Origin of the sequence: Variovorax sp. SPNA7 (genome assembly GCF_033807855.1) — a bacterium.
In the GTDB taxonomy this organism is placed as follows: domain Bacteria; phylum Pseudomonadota; class Gammaproteobacteria; order Burkholderiales; family Burkholderiaceae_C; genus Variovorax; species Variovorax beijingensis.
Window position 1 is genome coordinate 1,613,014 of record NZ_CP138513.1, and the last position, 13,738, is coordinate 1,626,751.

General features: G+C 67.9%; 11 protein-coding genes. All 11 read left to right on the forward strand.

All coding sequences use genetic code 11. From position 1 onward, the window contains the following. Positions 1-78: 78 nt before the first annotated feature. The 11 genes from RZE77_RS07370 to RZE77_RS07420 all read left to right on the forward strand — a co-directional run bounded on the left by RZE77_RS07370 (position 79) and on the right by RZE77_RS07420 (position 13,600). The gene (locus RZE77_RS07370) at positions 79-2,271 is read left to right on the forward strand and encodes an indolepyruvate ferredoxin oxidoreductase subunit alpha (protein WP_319441294.1); all 2,193 of its coding nucleotides are present in this window, start codon (positions 79-81) and stop codon (positions 2,269-2,271) included. Positions 2,272-2,275: 4 nt separating this feature from the next. After that, a complete protein-coding gene (locus RZE77_RS07375) occupies positions 2,276-3,784 on the forward strand; it encodes an indolepyruvate oxidoreductase subunit beta family protein (protein WP_319442317.1) in 1,509 nt (502 codons plus the stop codon). 20 nt (positions 3,785-3,804) lie between these two features. Further along, the gene (locus RZE77_RS07380) at positions 3,805-4,797 is read left to right on the forward strand and encodes a PDR/VanB family oxidoreductase (protein ID WP_319441295.1); all 993 of its coding nucleotides are present in this window, start codon (positions 3,805-3,807) and stop codon (positions 4,795-4,797) included. 19 nt (positions 4,798-4,816) lie between these two features. Next, complete coding sequence (locus tag RZE77_RS07385) at positions 4,817-6,130, forward strand: aromatic ring-hydroxylating oxygenase subunit alpha (protein WP_319441296.1); 1,314 nt, start codon at positions 4,817-4,819, stop codon at positions 6,128-6,130. Next, on the forward strand, positions 6,130-6,618 hold the full coding sequence (locus RZE77_RS07390; RefSeq protein WP_319441297.1) for an aromatic-ring-hydroxylating dioxygenase subunit beta: 489 nt from the start codon (positions 6,130-6,132) through the stop codon (positions 6,616-6,618). Before RZE77_RS07385 ends, RZE77_RS07390 begins: the two co-directional genes overlap by 1 nt. A 7-nt stretch (positions 6,619-6,625) precedes the next feature. Then, the gene (locus tag RZE77_RS07395) at positions 6,626-8,251 is read left to right on the forward strand and encodes an AMP-binding protein (protein ID WP_319441298.1); all 1,626 of its coding nucleotides are present in this window, start codon (positions 6,626-6,628) and stop codon (positions 8,249-8,251) included. Continuing rightward, complete coding sequence (locus RZE77_RS07400; protein ID WP_319441299.1) at positions 8,248-9,420, forward strand: thiolase family protein; 1,173 nt, start codon at positions 8,248-8,250, stop codon at positions 9,418-9,420. Before RZE77_RS07395 ends, RZE77_RS07400 begins: the two co-directional genes overlap by 4 nt. After that, the gene (locus tag RZE77_RS07405; protein ID WP_319441300.1) at positions 9,417-10,670 is read left to right on the forward strand and encodes an SDR family NAD(P)-dependent oxidoreductase; all 1,254 of its coding nucleotides are present in this window, start codon (positions 9,417-9,419) and stop codon (positions 10,668-10,670) included. The genes RZE77_RS07400 and RZE77_RS07405 overlap by 4 nt, the downstream gene beginning before the upstream one ends. 16 nt (positions 10,671-10,686) lie before the next feature. Continuing rightward, positions 10,687-11,499, forward strand: a complete 813-nt coding sequence (locus RZE77_RS07410; RefSeq protein WP_319441301.1) for a cyclase family protein — start codon at positions 10,687-10,689, stop codon at positions 11,497-11,499. 145 nt (positions 11,500-11,644) lie between these two features. Continuing rightward, positions 11,645-12,379 (forward strand): SDR family NAD(P)-dependent oxidoreductase, encoded by a 735-nt coding sequence (locus tag RZE77_RS07415; RefSeq protein WP_319441302.1) that lies wholly within the window; start codon positions 11,645-11,647, stop codon positions 12,377-12,379. A 54-nt stretch (positions 12,380-12,433) separates the two neighbouring features. Then, positions 12,434-13,600, forward strand: coding sequence for an ABC transporter substrate-binding protein (locus tag RZE77_RS07420; RefSeq protein WP_319430742.1), 1,167 nt, complete (start codon positions 12,434-12,436; stop codon positions 13,598-13,600). Positions 13,601-13,738: the final 138 nt, after the last annotated feature.

Here is a 13,738-nt window from a genome sequence, read left to right on the forward strand (position 1 = left end):
CATTCATTTGTCAACATTATAGAAAGCACGGTGCGGCAGCTTGCACGCACCGTCCCACGAGAGAGAACAAGGACCGACATGGCTGAGCGTTCGTTCGTCGAAGAAGTCAAGAAGCTGCGGCTTGCTGGCGGAGATGTGTTTCGCGGTGAAGGCATTCTGGCGGTCACCAAGGCCCTGCTCGAATCGGGAGTTTCCTATGTGGCGGGGTACCAGGGGGCACCCATCTCGCACCTGATGGATGTGCTGGCCGATGCGCAGGACATCCTCGCCGAGCAGGGCATCCGCTTCGAGAACAGCGCGAGCGAGGCCACCGCGGCCGCCACGCTGGCCGCTTCCGTCAACTATCCATTGCGCGGCGCCGTCACCTTCAAGGCCACCGTGGGCACCAACGTGGCGTCCGATGCGCTGGCCAACCTGGCTTCGGGCGGCGTGACCGGCGGCGCGCTGATCATCGTGGGCGAGGACTACGGCGAGGGCTCCTCGATCATGCAGGAGCGCAGCCATGCCTTCGCGATGAAGTCGCAGATCTGGCTGCTCGATCCGCGGCCCAACCTGCCGAGCATCGTCGATGCGGTGAAGCAGGGCTTCGATCTCTCCGAAGCCAGCAACACGCCCGTGATGCTGCAGCTGCGCATTCGCGCCTGCCACGTGCATGGCCACTTCATTGCCGGCGACAACAAGCGCGCGAAGTTCACGCTGAAGGATGCGCTCGAGAATCCGCAGCGCGACGTCGGCCGCATCGTGCTGCCGCCCGCGAGCTTCGTGCACGAGCAGGAGAAGGTGAAGGACCGCTGGCCCGCGGCCGTGCGCTTCATCGAGGAGCGTCAGCTCAACGAGTTCTTCTCGGAGGACGCCGACGACATCGGCATCATCGTGCAGGGCGGCAGCTACAACACGCTGCTGCGCGCGCTCGAGCGGCTCGGCCTGGCCGACGTGTACGGCAACACGCAGGTGCCGCTCTATGTGATGAACGTGGCCTACCCCGTCATCGAGAGCGAAGTGATCCGCTTCTGCGAAGGCAAGCGCGCGGTGCTGATCGTGGAGGAGGGCCAGCCCAACTTCGTCGAGCAGAACCTCGCGACCATCCTGCGCCAGGCCGGCTCGACCACCGCGCTGCATGGCAAGGACATGCTGCCCGTCGCGGGCGAGTACACGGCATCCGAACTGCTGAAGGGCGCGCGCAGCTTCTGCGAGCGCTATGAACGCCTGGCGCCGCTGCCGGTGCCTCCGCCGGTGCGCAAGGTGATTCCGCTCAAGGAAGTGGCGGCCATCGGCGTCGATGCCGCGCCCGAGCCCGCGCAGCCGTCCACCTCGCTCGCCGAGGTCGTGCATGCGCGCCCGCCGGGCTTTTGCACCGGTTGCCCCGAGCGGCCGATCTTCAGCGCGATGAAGCTGGTCGAGCGCGAGCTCGGTGCGCACCACGTGAGCGCCGACATCGGCTGCCACCTGTTCTCGATCCTGCCGCCCTTCAACATCGGCAACACCACCATGGGTTACGGCCTTGGCGGCGCCGGCGCCTCGGCGCTCAATGCGCCGGCAGGCAAGCGCGCGATCTCGATGATGGGCGACGGCGGCTTCTGGCACAACGGCCTGACCAGCGGCGTGGCCAACGCGGTGTTCAACAAGAGCGACAACCTCACCATCGTCGTCGACAACAACTACACCTCGGCCACGGGCGGGCAGGACATCCTCTCGTCGAATGCCGTCAACAGGACGCGCAGCACCGGCCACGAGATCGAGCGCGCGGTGCGCGGCGTGGGCGTGGAATGGGTCAGGACACTGCGCCGCACCTACGATGTCGCCGGCATGCGCGACGCGCTGAAAGAAGCGCTCACCACCACGAAGAAGGGCCCCAAGGTCCTGATCGCGCAGTCGGAATGCATGCTCAACAAGCAGCGCCGCGAGAAGCCGCTGGTGCGCAAGGCCATCGCGGACGGCAAGCGCATGGTGCGCGAGAAGTTCGGCGTCGATTCCGATACCTGCACGGGCGACCACTCGTGCATCCGCCTGTCGGGCTGTCCCTCGCTGTCGATCAAGCCCAATCCCGATCCGCTGCGCACCGATCCGGTGGCCACGGTGCTCGACAGCTGCGTGGGCTGCGGTGTGTGCGGCGAGGTCTCGCATGCGGCGGTGCTGTGCCCCTCCTTCTACAAGGCGCAGATCGTGAGCAACCCGAGCCGCTGGGACCTGCTGCGCGAGCGCCTGCGCGCCGCCGTCATCGGCTGGCTGCAGCGCGGCGAAGCGCGCCGCCGCGAAACCTATGCCTTCTGAAGCGATGGCGAACAAGGCGCAACCAATAAAAATCGCGATCCTTGCCATGGGCGGGGAGGGCGGCGGCGTGCTGGCCGACTGGATCGTCGACATGGGCGAGGCCAACGGCTACGTCGCGCAGACCACCTCGGTGCCCGGCGTGGCGCAGCGCACCGGCGCCACCATCTATTACGTCGAGCTGTATCCCAATGCGCAGGCCGAGGCGGATGGCGGCCGTCCCGTGCTCGCGCTGATGCCGCTGCCGGGCGATGTCGACGTGGTGCTGGCCTCGGAGCTCATGGAGGCGGGGCGCGCGGTGCAGCGCGGGCTCGTCACGAATGACCGCACCACGCTCATCGCGTCGACGCACCGCGTGTTCTCCATTGCCGAGAAGAGCGCGCTCGGCGACGGCCGCGTCGACAGCGCGCAGCTGCTCGCGCACACCGCGCGGGCCGCCAAGCGCTTCATCCGCTTCGACATGGCGCAGGCGGCCGAAGCTTCGGGCAGCGTGATCAGTGCCGTGCTGTTCGGCGCGCTGGCGGGCTCGGGCGTGCTGCCGTTCAGCCGCGCGCAGTTCGAGGCCACCATCGAGCGCGGCGGCGTGGGCGTGAAGCCCAGCCTCAAGGCCTTTGGTGCGGCATTCGCGCGTGCGCAGGGTGGCGACGACGGCGAGGCGCCGCCCGAAGCGGCAGTTGCCATGCCAACGCCGCAGCCGCGCCATCCGGCCGTGCGTGCCTTGGTCGAGCGTGTGCAGCGCGAATTTCCTGCTGCGGCCCACGACTTGCTGCTCGAAGGCGTGCGCCGCCTGATCGACTACCAGGACACGGCCTATGCCAGCCTGTATCTCGACCGCACGGCCGCCGTCGCAGCGCTGCCGGGCGATGGCGACCATCGGCTGCTGCGCGAGACCGCGCGCCATCTGGCGCTCTGGATGTCGTACGAAGACACGGCCCGCGTGGCCGCGCTCAAGACCCGCGCCACCCGCTTCGAGCGTGTGCGCGGCGAGGCCCGCGTGCAGCCGGGCCAGGTGCTTGCCATCAACGAGTACATGCATCCGCGCCTGCAGGAAATCTGCGAGACGCTGCCGGGTGGTATTGGCCGCTGGCTCATGAACTCCACGTTGCCGAAGAGGATCGTCGAGCGCTTCACGCAACACGGCCGCGTGATCCAGACCAGCTCGCTGCGCGGCTACCTGATGCTGCGCACGGTGGCCGCCATGAAGCGCTGGCGCCGTTCGACGATGCGCTATGCGGAGGAAAACCGCCGCATCGAGGAATGGCTGCAGCGCATCGCCGCCACCGCGCAGCGCAACCCCGAACTGGCCGTCGAGCTCGCGCAGTGCCAGCGACTGGTCAAGGGCTACAGCGACACGCACGAACGCGGCATCCGCAACTACGACACCGTGATGCGCGCGGTCGAGCGCGCCGGTGCGGCGCTGGCCCCGGCCACGCTGCGCGAGCTGCGCGATGCGGCGCTTGCCGACGAACACGGCCACAAGCTGCAGGCTGCGCTGGCGCAGCACGCCCTGGCCTGAAGAGACAAAACGGACGCACGATGACCGCTCCCACCGCCACGCTCCAGCTTCGCGTTGCCGAAGCGCGCCAGCTCAATCCGCTGATTCTCATGCTGCGGCTGCGCGCCGAAGATGGCCGCGCGCTGCCCGGTTTTGCGGCCGGTGCGCACATCCGCGTGCAGGTCTCGCTGCCGGACGGCAAGACCGACTGGCGCCACTATTCGCTGATCAACTTTGCGACCGAGCGCAATGCCACCAACGCGCCAACGGAATACGTGATCGCCGTGCGCAAGGAGGCCGAAGGCCGCGGCGGCTCGCGCTTCATGCACGAAGGGCTGAACGAGGGCGACACGCTCGCCGTCGAGACACCGAAGAACGACTTTCCGCTGCACACCGGCCCCGGCGGCTCGGTGCTGGTGGCGGGCGGCATCGGCGTGACGCCGCTCGCGAGCATGGCCGCACGCCGCCGCGCCGAAGCTGCCCCGGTGCGCATGCACTATGCCGGCCGCAGCCGCGATCTGATGGCCTTCCTGCCCGAGCTGCAGGCGCTGCTCGGCGACGACCTGCGCGTGCATGCCGATGCCGAAGCCGGCGCACCGCTCGACATCGACGCGCTGCTCGACGCCGTGCCCGCCGGCGACCGCCTCTACGTCTGCGGCCCCAAGGTCATGCTCGACGCCGTGCTCGCCCGTACCCAGGCGCGCGGCTGGGAACACGACCGCGTGCATTTCGAGCTGTTCAGCGAACCCGTCGCGGAAGAAGGCGACCAGCCCTTCGAGGTGGAGCTCGCCCGATCGGGCCAGCGCTTCACCGTGCCGGCCGGCCAGAGCATCCTCGACTGCCTGATCGAGCACGGCTGCGACCCGATGTTCGACTGCAAGCGCGGCGAATGCGGCGTGTGCGCCGTGCCCGTGCTCGAAGGCGAGATCGACCACCGCGACTACGTGCTGACCGCCCGCGAGAAGGCGGAAGGCAATGTCATGCAGATCTGCATCTCGCGCGCCAAGGGTGCGCGCCTGGTGCTCGATATCTGAAGCAGGAGCCACGAGAACCATGACCTCGTACCGAGACAACCCCGATGCCATCCGCGCGCTGGTGCAGAACGACCGCGTGCACCGCGACCTGTACACCAGCCAGGAACTGTTCGAGCTGGAGCAGGAGCACTTCTTCGCCAACACCTGGAACTACGTCGGCCACGAGAGCCAGCTGCCCAAGCCCGGCGACTGGATCAGCAACGAGATCGCCGGGCGCCCGCTGATCGTCGTGCGCCACGCGGACGGCAGCGTGCGCGCGATGATGAACCGCTGCGCCCACAAGGGCTCGCGGCTGGTGAACGGGCCTTGCGGCAACACCGGCAAGTTCTTCCGTTGCCCCTACCACGCGTGGACTTTCAAGACCGACGGCTCGCTGCTGGCCATTCCGCTCAAGACCGGCTACGAGAACACCGCGCTGCACGCGTGCGAGTCGGCCAAAGGGCTCACCACACTCAGGCACGTGCGCAGCTACCGCGGCTTCATCTTCGTGAAGATCAACGACGCGGGACCGGACTTCGACGACTACTTCGGCGACTCGCTGAGCTCCATCGACAACATGGCCGACCGCTCGCCCGAGGGCGAACTCGAGATCGCGGGCGGCTGCCTGCGCTTCATGCACCAGTGCAACTGGAAGATGTTTGTCGAGAACCTCAACGACACCATGCATCCGATGGTGGCGCACGAGTCGTCGGCCGGCACCGCCAAGCGCATGTGGGCCGACAAGCCGGAGGACGAACCCAAGCCCATGGCGGTGGAGCAGTTCGCGCCCTTCATGTCCGACTACAAGTTCTTCGAGGACATGGGCATCCGCACCTACGACAACGGCCACAGCTTCACGGGCGTGCACTTCAGCATCCACAGCAAGTACAAGGCGATCCCGGCCTACGACGATGCCATGAAGGCGCGCTACGGCGAGGAAAAGACCGCGCAGATCCTCGGCATGGCACGCCACAACACGGTGTACTACCCGAACCTCACGATCAAGGGCGCGATCCAGGCGATCCGCGTGGTCAAGCCGATCTCGGCCGACAGGACACTGATCGAGAGCTGGACCTTCCGCCTCAAGGGCGCGCCGCCCGAACTGCTGCAGCGCACCACCATGTACAACCGGCTCATCAACTCGCCGTTCTCGGTGGTGGGGCACGACGACCTGCAGGCCTACCGCGGCATGCAGGCCGGGCTGCACGCGAGCGGCAACGAGTGGGTGAGCCTGCATCGCAACTACGACCCCTCGGAGCTGAAGGGCGGAGAGATCACCACCGGCGGCACCAACGAACTGCCGATGCGCAACCAGTACCGCGCGTGGGTCCAGCGCATGACGGAGACCATGTGATGGCCGGCACCGAAGTCACCCGCCAGGACCTGATCGACTTCGTCGTGAACGAGGCGCACCTGCTCGACACGCGCCGTTACGAGGAGTGGAACGCGCTCTTTACCGACGATGCCTTCTACTGGATTCCGCTGGTGCCCGACCAGGAAGACGGCCTCAACCACACCTCGCACCTCTACGAGGACAAGCTGCTGCGCGAACTGCGCATCGAGCGCCTCAAGAGCCCGCGTGCCTTTTCGCAGCAGCCGCCGAGCCGCTGCCATCACCTGCTGCAGGTGCCCGTGGTCGAGCAGTTCGACGCCGAGGGCAACCGCTTCGTGGTGCGCACCGAATTCCACTACACCGAATCGCAGGGCGACGAGCTGCAGTTCTATGTCGGCACGTTCTTTCATCACTTGACGATGCAGGACGGCGCGTTGCGCATGACGCTCAAGCGCGTGAACCTGCTCAACTGCGACGCGGCGCTGCCGGCCGTGCAGCTCTTCATCTAGGGACGCCATGCAAGACGCCACCGTCCACCAGGTCTTCGCGGCCACTGCTGCGCGCACGCCTGACGACGAATTCCTGTTCACCGAATCGGTGACCGCGGCCACCTACGGCATTGCGGCCGGCGCGATTCGCTGGGGCGAAGCCGCGGCCGAGGTCGAGCGCCTTCGCGCGGCCTACGCGCAAGCCGGCTATGGGCACGGCCACCGCGTCGGCCTGTTGCTGGAGAACCGGCCGGCCTTCCTCTTTCACTGGTTTGCGCTCAACGCGCTGGGTGCGAGCGTGGTGCCGATCAACGCGGAGATGCGTTCGGCCGAACTGGCCTACCTGATCGGCCACAGCGAAATCGGCTTGGCAGTGACGCTGCCGGAGCGCGCCGGAGACCTGCGAGCGGCGGCCGCACAAGCCGGCGTGGCCTTCGAGACCATGGGTCCTGACGACGCAGTGCCGAGCGCGAAGACGGCCGCGCCGCGCGCACATGAGCCCGTCGGCATCGATACCGAATGCGGCCTGCTCTACACCTCCGGCACCACCGGCCGCCCCAAGGGCTGCATCCTGGGCAACGCCTACTTCCTGCGCGCCGGCGAGTGGTATGCGTCGCTCGACGGCGTCTGCAGCATCCGCCGCGACACCGAGCGCGTCATCACGCCGCTGCCGCTCAACCACATGAACGCGATGGCCTTCTCTACCATGGTGGTGCTGGTCGCGGGCGGCTGCCTGGTGCAGCTCGACCGCTTCCATCCGAAGAGCTGGCTCGCGAGCGCACGCGAAAGCGGCGCAACCATCGCGCATTACCTGGGCGTGATGCCTGCGATGCTGCTTTCCGCACCCGCGTCGGCGGCCGACCGAGACCATGCGATCCGCTGGGGCTTCGGCGCCGGCGTGGACCGCAAGAACCACGCGCCTTTCGAAGAGCGCTTCGGCTTCCCATTGGTCGAGGCCTGGGCCATGACCGAGACCGGCGCAGCCGCCTGCATCATGGCCAACCGCGAGCCGCGCCTGGTGGGCACGAGCTGCTTCGGGCGGCAGGAAGACTTCGTGCAGATCCGCCTCGTGGGCGAGGACGGCAGCGACGTCGGCACCGATGCCCCGGGCGAACTGCTGGTGCGCTCGGCCGGCGACGACCCGAAGCGCTGCTTCTTCTCCGGCTACCTGAAGGACGACGAAGCCACGCGCGAAGCCTGGGCCGATGGCTGGTTCCACACCGGCGACCTCGTGCGCCGCGATGCCGAAGGCAACTTCTTCTTCGTCGACCGCAAGAAGAACGTGATCCGCCGCAGCGGCGAGAACATCTCGGCCGTCGAGGTGGAGAGCGTGCTCAACCAGCACCCGGCGGTGAAGGCCTCGGCCGTGGCCGCCACGCCCGATGCGGTGCGCGGCGACGAGGTGTTGGCCTGCATCGTGGTGCGCGAAGGCGCCGATGCATCGCAGCGCGAGCAGCTCGCCGCCAGCATCGTCGCGCATGCGCTCGCGCAGCTGGCCTACTACAAGGCGCCGGGCTACGTGGCCTTCGTCGATGCACTGCCGCTCACGCCGTCGCAGAAGATCCAGCGCGGGCAACTGCGCGAGATGGCGCATTCGCTGCCGGGCCAGAGCCATTGCATCGACACGCGCTCCATGAAAAAGAGGCAGGCATGACGAAGCGACGGCTCTCCTACGAAGGCGTCGCGGTCGCGGTGCCCGTCACCGTGCCCTATGTGCGCTACTCCACGCGCACCGCGCACTGGTTCATCGGGCAGGCCATCGAGGCACTGGTCGAAGCCAGCGGCGTGGCCAAGGAACAGATCGACGGCCTGTGCCTCAGCAGCTTCTCGCTCGCGCCCGACACGGCCGTGGGCGTCACGCAGCACCTGGGCCTCGCGCCGCGCTGGCTCGACCATGTGCCCACGGGCGGCGCCTCGGGCGTGATGTGCCTGCGCCGCGCGGCGCGCGCCGTGCAGGCGGGCGATGCCGACATCGTGGCCTGCGTGGGGGCAGACACCAACCACGTCGACTCCTTCCGCCAGACGCTGGGCAGCTTCAGCAACTTCGCACGCGATGCGAGCTACCCCTACGGTTCCGGCGGGCCCAACTCGATCTTCGCGTTCATCACGGCCAACTACATGCGCACCTACGGCGCAAGGCGCGAAGACTTCGGCCGCATTTGCGTGGACCAGCGCACCAATGCGCTCGGCAATCCGAACGCGATGTTCAAGAAGGCGCTGACGCTCGACGAGTACATGGCCGCGCGGCCCATCTCCGACCCGATCCACCTGTTCGACTGCGTGATGCCCTGCGCGGGCGCCGACGCCTTCCTCGTGATGAGCGAGGAGCGCGCACGCGACCTCGGTCTTGCGCACGTGGTGATCCGCGGCGCCATCGAGCGCCACAACGCCTACGCCGAAGACCCGGTGATGGTGCAGGGCGGCTGGCGCATGGACCGTGACGACCTCTACGCGCAGGCCGGCGTGCAGCCCGCCGCGCTCGACTTCGTGCAGACCTATGACGACTACCCGGTGATCGTGATGATGCAGTTTGAGGACCTGGGCTTCTGCGAAAAGGGCGAGGGCGCGGCCTTCGTGCAGGCCAACACGATGACCTTCGACGGCAGCTTTCCGAACAACACGAGCGGCGGGCAGCTCTCGGCCGGACAGGCGGGGGCGGCGGGCGGCTTCCTCGGCATGGTCGAGGCGATCCGCCAGTTGACAGATCAGGCTGGCAAGCGCGCAGTGCCGAATGCGCAATTGGGCTTGGTCGCCGGCTTCGGCATGGTGACTTACGACCGCTGCCTCTGTACGGGCGCCGTCATTCTCGGGAGACCCGCATGACGATGCCCCTGATGCGTCCCCCGCGCAAGAACCCGGTGCTTCGCACCCGGCAGATGAACCTGCCGCCCGGCGCGCGCGGCCGTGTCGCGCTCGGCCTCACGGCGGCCGCTGCCGAAGGCCGCTTCGAGCTGCAGACCTGCGAGCAATGCGGCACGGTGCAGTACCCGCCGCGCGAGGTCTGCCACAAGTGCCTCTCGGCTTCTCTGCGCTGGCGCGCACAGAGCGGCGAGGGCGAACTGCTCGGCAGCACCACGCTGCACCACAGCAACGACCTGTTCTTCCGCGAGAGGCTGCCCTGGCGGCTGGGCCTGGTGCACCTGGATGCCGGCCCCACGCTCATGGTCCACCTGCATGGCGAGGTCGGCGATGCGCCGCAACGAGTGCGCGTGGGCGCCCGGCTCGACCGCGCGGGCCAGGCCGTTCTCATTGGTTTTCCGTTTGAAGGGAGTCCCCACATGGCCGACGACAAGATGCTGCGCGAAATGACCAGCGACCCCAAGTTCCGCAAGGTGCTGGTGACCGATGGCAAGACCGAGGCAGGCCAGGCCATCGTGCGCGCGCTGGTGAAGGCCGGTGCCGACATCGTCTGGGTCGGCCATGCCGAGCCGTGGAAGAAGATGGGCGAGGGCCTGAACGACATCTCGGCGCTGCCGCAGGTCACGCTGGTGCCGCTGGACCTCACCAACGGCCGGCAGGTGACCGAGCTCGCGGGCTCCATCGGCGGCAAGGTCGACATCGTGATCAACAACGCGGAGGTGCACCGCACGTTCGGCATCGGCGCGCGCCGCGGCACCGACGTCGCCAAGGCCGAGATGGACATCAACTACTTCGGCCTGCTGCGCCTGGCACAAGAGTTCAGTCCCGCGCTCAAGGGCCGCTCGGCCGACGGCGCGACGGGTGCCACGGCCTGGGTCAACCTGCTGTCGATCTACGCGCTCAGCAACTTCCCACCGCACGGCACCTTCAGCGCCTCGAAGGCCGCGGCGCATTCGCTCACGCAATGCCTGCGCGCCGAAATGCGGCCGGCCGGCATCCGCGTGATCAACGTGTTCCCCGGCCCCATCGACGATGAATGGAACCAGCACACGCCGCCGCCGAAGCTGGCACCCACGGCGCTGGCCAACGCGATCGTCAAGGCGCTGCGCGACGGCGTCGAGGACGTGTATCCGGGCGACGTGGCGCAGGAGTGGCTGGAGCGCTGGCGCGACAACCCGAAGGTGCTCGAACGCGAACTCGCAGCGGGCGGCTAAGACAGGAGTCACACGAATGACCACGACAACCGAACTGATGTCCGCCGCCGAAATCCTCGGCCGCCTCGTGACCGCGATGGCCAGCGGCCGCATCCGCGTGATCGACCTCACGCAGACGCTCACGCCCGAGTTCCCGCAGATCGCCTTGCCGCCCGAGATGGGCCAGTGCTGGCCCTTCCGCATCGAGGAAGTGTCGAAGTACGACGAGCGCGGCCCGGGCTGGTACTGGAACAATTTTTCCTGCGGCGAGCACACGGGCACGCACTTCGATGCGCCGATCCATTGGATCTCGGGCCGCGACCTGCCGAACAACTCGGTCGACACGATTCCGGTGCAGAACTTCGTGGCACCGGCCTGCGTGATCGACTGCTCGGCCGATGTGCAGGCCAACGACGACTACCTGCTGAGCGTGGCCGACATCGAGCGCTACGAAGCGGCGCACGGCCGCATTCCGAAGGGCGCATGGGTGCTGATGCGCACCGACTGGTCCAAGCGCAGCGACCCCGAGGCCTACCAGAACTTCGACGAGACCGGCCAGCACACGCCCGGCCCGAGCACCGAGGCCGTGCGCTTCCTGGTCGAGCAGCGCGACGTGCTGGGCTTCGGCTCCGAAGCCATCGGCACCGATGCCGGGCAGGGCTACCACTTGCGGCCGCCGTATCCGTGCCACTACTACATGCATGGTGCAGGCCGCTACGGGCTGCAGTGCCTGAGCAACCTCGACCTGCTGCCGCCCTCGGGCGCGGTGCTGATCTGTCCGCCGCTCAAGATCGAGAAGGGCAGCGGCAGCCCGCTGCGCGTGTTGGCGCTGGTAGGGGCACCGCTATGACTCGCCGTTCCCGCATTGGCTTTGGCTCCTTCTCCCGCGTGCGGGAGAAGGCGGGGGATGAGGGTGTTTGCGAAGGCCGTAGGGGCCACCCTCACCCCAACCCTCTCCCGCGAGCGGGAGAGGGAGCAAGACGGGGAGGGCGGGCATGAACAGCACAGCACCCAGGGTCGCAGCCGTCACCGGCGGCAGCGCCGGCATCGGCAAGGCGATCTGCGAAGACCTGCTCGCGCAGGGCTACGAGGTGGTTTCGCTTGCGCGCCGCAAGGCCGAGATCGATCACCTGAAGATGCACAGCCTCGAGGTCGACCTGGCCGACCGCGCCGCCACCGGCGAGGCCGTGCGCGAACTCGTCGAACGCTTTGCGCCGACCACCATCGTCCACAACGCCGGCGTCATCCGCGCCGCGCTGTTGCCCGAAGTGAAGCTCGACGACCTCGACGCGCTGGTCGACCTGCACCTGGCCTCTGCCATCCAGCTGGTGCAGGGCGCACTGCCTGCGATGCGCGCGCAGCGCTTCGGCCGCGTGGTGCTGCTGTCGTCGCGCGCCGCGCTCGGCCTGGCCACCCGCACCAGCTACTCCGCCACCAAGGCCGGCATGCTGGGCATGGCGCGCACCTGGGCGCTCGAACTCGCCGCGGACGGCATCACCGTGAACGTGGTGGCGCCGGGCCCGATCCGCACCGACATGTTCTACGACGTGGTCGAGGCCGGCAGCGAGAAGGAACGTGCACTCGCTGCCTCCGTGCCCGTCAAGCGCCTTGGCGAATCGGCCGATGTGGCACGCGCCGTGCGTTTCTTTGCCGACCCGGACAGCAGCTTCATCACGGGCCAAGTGCTCTACGTCTGCGGCGGCACCAGCGTCGGCAGCCTCGCCCTCTAGTTTTTCTCCGCGTTCACCCGTTCCGTTCAAAAACATCACCTCTGGAGCATCGCCATGAAAGTCCTGAACCGATTCCGTGCCATCGCGGGCATTGCCGCGGCCTTCGGCGCCCTGGGCGCAGCGGGCGCGTGGGCGGCCGACCTCAAGGTCGGCTTCATCACGTCGCTGTCGGGTCCGGTGTCGTCGCTCGGCATTCCCTATGAAAAGGGCATGAAGGCCGCGCTCGCCTATCAGGCCGACATCGGCGGCCGCAAGATCCAGCTGGTGCAGCTCGACGATGCGTCCGACCCGTCCACGGCCGCACGCAACGCCCGCAAGATGATCGACGAGGACAAGGTCGACGTGATCATCGGCACGGCCGGCTCGCCCGGCGCGCTGGCCATTGCCGGCGTGGCGCGCGAGACGAAGACGCCGCTGATCTCGATCGCCAACGCCAACCTGCCGGGCGAGGAGGGCGCCTGGATGGTCACGCTGCCGCAGCCTGCGCCGCTGATGGTGAGCGCGGTGGTCGAGCGCATGAAGAAGTCGGGCGTGAAGACGGTCGGCTACATCGGCTTTTCCGACGCCTGGGGCGACCTGGTGTACGGCGCGCTGCAAAAGAGCGCGGAGCCGGCGGGCATCAAGATCGTCTCGAACGAGCGCTATGCGCGCGCCGATTCGTCGGTGACCGGCCAGGTGCTCAAGATCGTGGCGCTGCGTCCTGACGCGGTGATCACCGGTACCTCGGGAACGCCTGGCGCGCTGCCCTACCTGGCACTCGCGGAGCGCGGCTACAAGGGCCAGATCTACGGCATGCATGCGTTGATCAACCCGGACTTCGTGCGCGTGGGCGGCGCCTCGGTCGAGGGCCTGCTGGCACCCACCGGACCGGTGATCGTGGCCGAGCAGCTGCCAAGCGAAAACCCGATCCGCAAGGTGTCGATGGATTTCCGCGCGGCCTACCAGAAGGCCAACGGCGCACCGCCGACCGATGCCTTCTCGGCCTACACCTTCGATGCCTGGCTGCTGTACCTCGACGCGGCCCAGCGCGCACTCGCGACCAAGGCCGAACCCGGCACGCCGCAGTTCCGCCTCGCGCTGCGCGACGCCATCGTGAGCACCAAGGAGCTGGTGGGCACGCACTCGGTCTACAACTTCAAGCCGACGGACCGCTATGGATCTGATGAGCGGTCGCGTGTTGTCGTGAAGCTCGAGAAGGGGCAGTGGAAGCTGGTTCCCTGAGATGAACAGCTTGTTTGACGTGCGCTGCTGTTCGGGGCGCGCTCCCGCCGACGGGGTACCTTGCTCCGCGAATGTCCTCCGGCCTTCGGCCTCCCCCTTGATTTCGCTGCGCAAGGCACCCCATCGACGGGAGCGTTA

What these genes read in the sequence shown, in the direction of transcription:
- RZE77_RS07395 (WP_319441298.1), top strand. Translation starts at nt 6,626, where the DNA reads ATGCAAGACGCCACCGTCCACCAGGTCTTCGCGGCCACTGCTGCGCGC.
- RZE77_RS07415 (WP_319441302.1), top strand. Translation starts at nt 11,645, where the DNA reads ATGAACAGCACAGCACCCAGGGTCGCAGCCGTCACCGGCGGCAGCGCC.
- RZE77_RS07390 (WP_319441297.1), top strand. Translation starts at nt 6,130, where the DNA reads ATGGCCGGCACCGAAGTCACCCGCCAGGACCTGATCGACTTCGTCGTG.
- RZE77_RS07405 (WP_319441300.1), top strand. Translation starts at nt 9,417, where the DNA reads ATGACGATGCCCCTGATGCGTCCCCCGCGCAAGAACCCGGTGCTTCGC.
- RZE77_RS07385 (WP_319441296.1), top strand. Translation starts at nt 4,817, where the DNA reads ATGACCTCGTACCGAGACAACCCCGATGCCATCCGCGCGCTGGTGCAG.
- RZE77_RS07380 (WP_319441295.1), top strand. Translation starts at nt 3,805, where the DNA reads ATGACCGCTCCCACCGCCACGCTCCAGCTTCGCGTTGCCGAAGCGCGC.
- RZE77_RS07420 (WP_319430742.1), top strand. Translation starts at nt 12,434, where the DNA reads ATGAAAGTCCTGAACCGATTCCGTGCCATCGCGGGCATTGCCGCGGCC.
- RZE77_RS07370 (WP_319441294.1), top strand. Translation starts at nt 79, where the DNA reads ATGGCTGAGCGTTCGTTCGTCGAAGAAGTCAAGAAGCTGCGGCTTGCT.
- RZE77_RS07375 (WP_319442317.1), top strand. Translation starts at nt 2,276, where the DNA reads ATGGCGAACAAGGCGCAACCAATAAAAATCGCGATCCTTGCCATGGGC.
- RZE77_RS07410 (WP_319441301.1), top strand. Translation starts at nt 10,687, where the DNA reads ATGACCACGACAACCGAACTGATGTCCGCCGCCGAAATCCTCGGCCGC.
- RZE77_RS07400 (WP_319441299.1), top strand. Translation starts at nt 8,248, where the DNA reads ATGACGAAGCGACGGCTCTCCTACGAAGGCGTCGCGGTCGCGGTGCCC.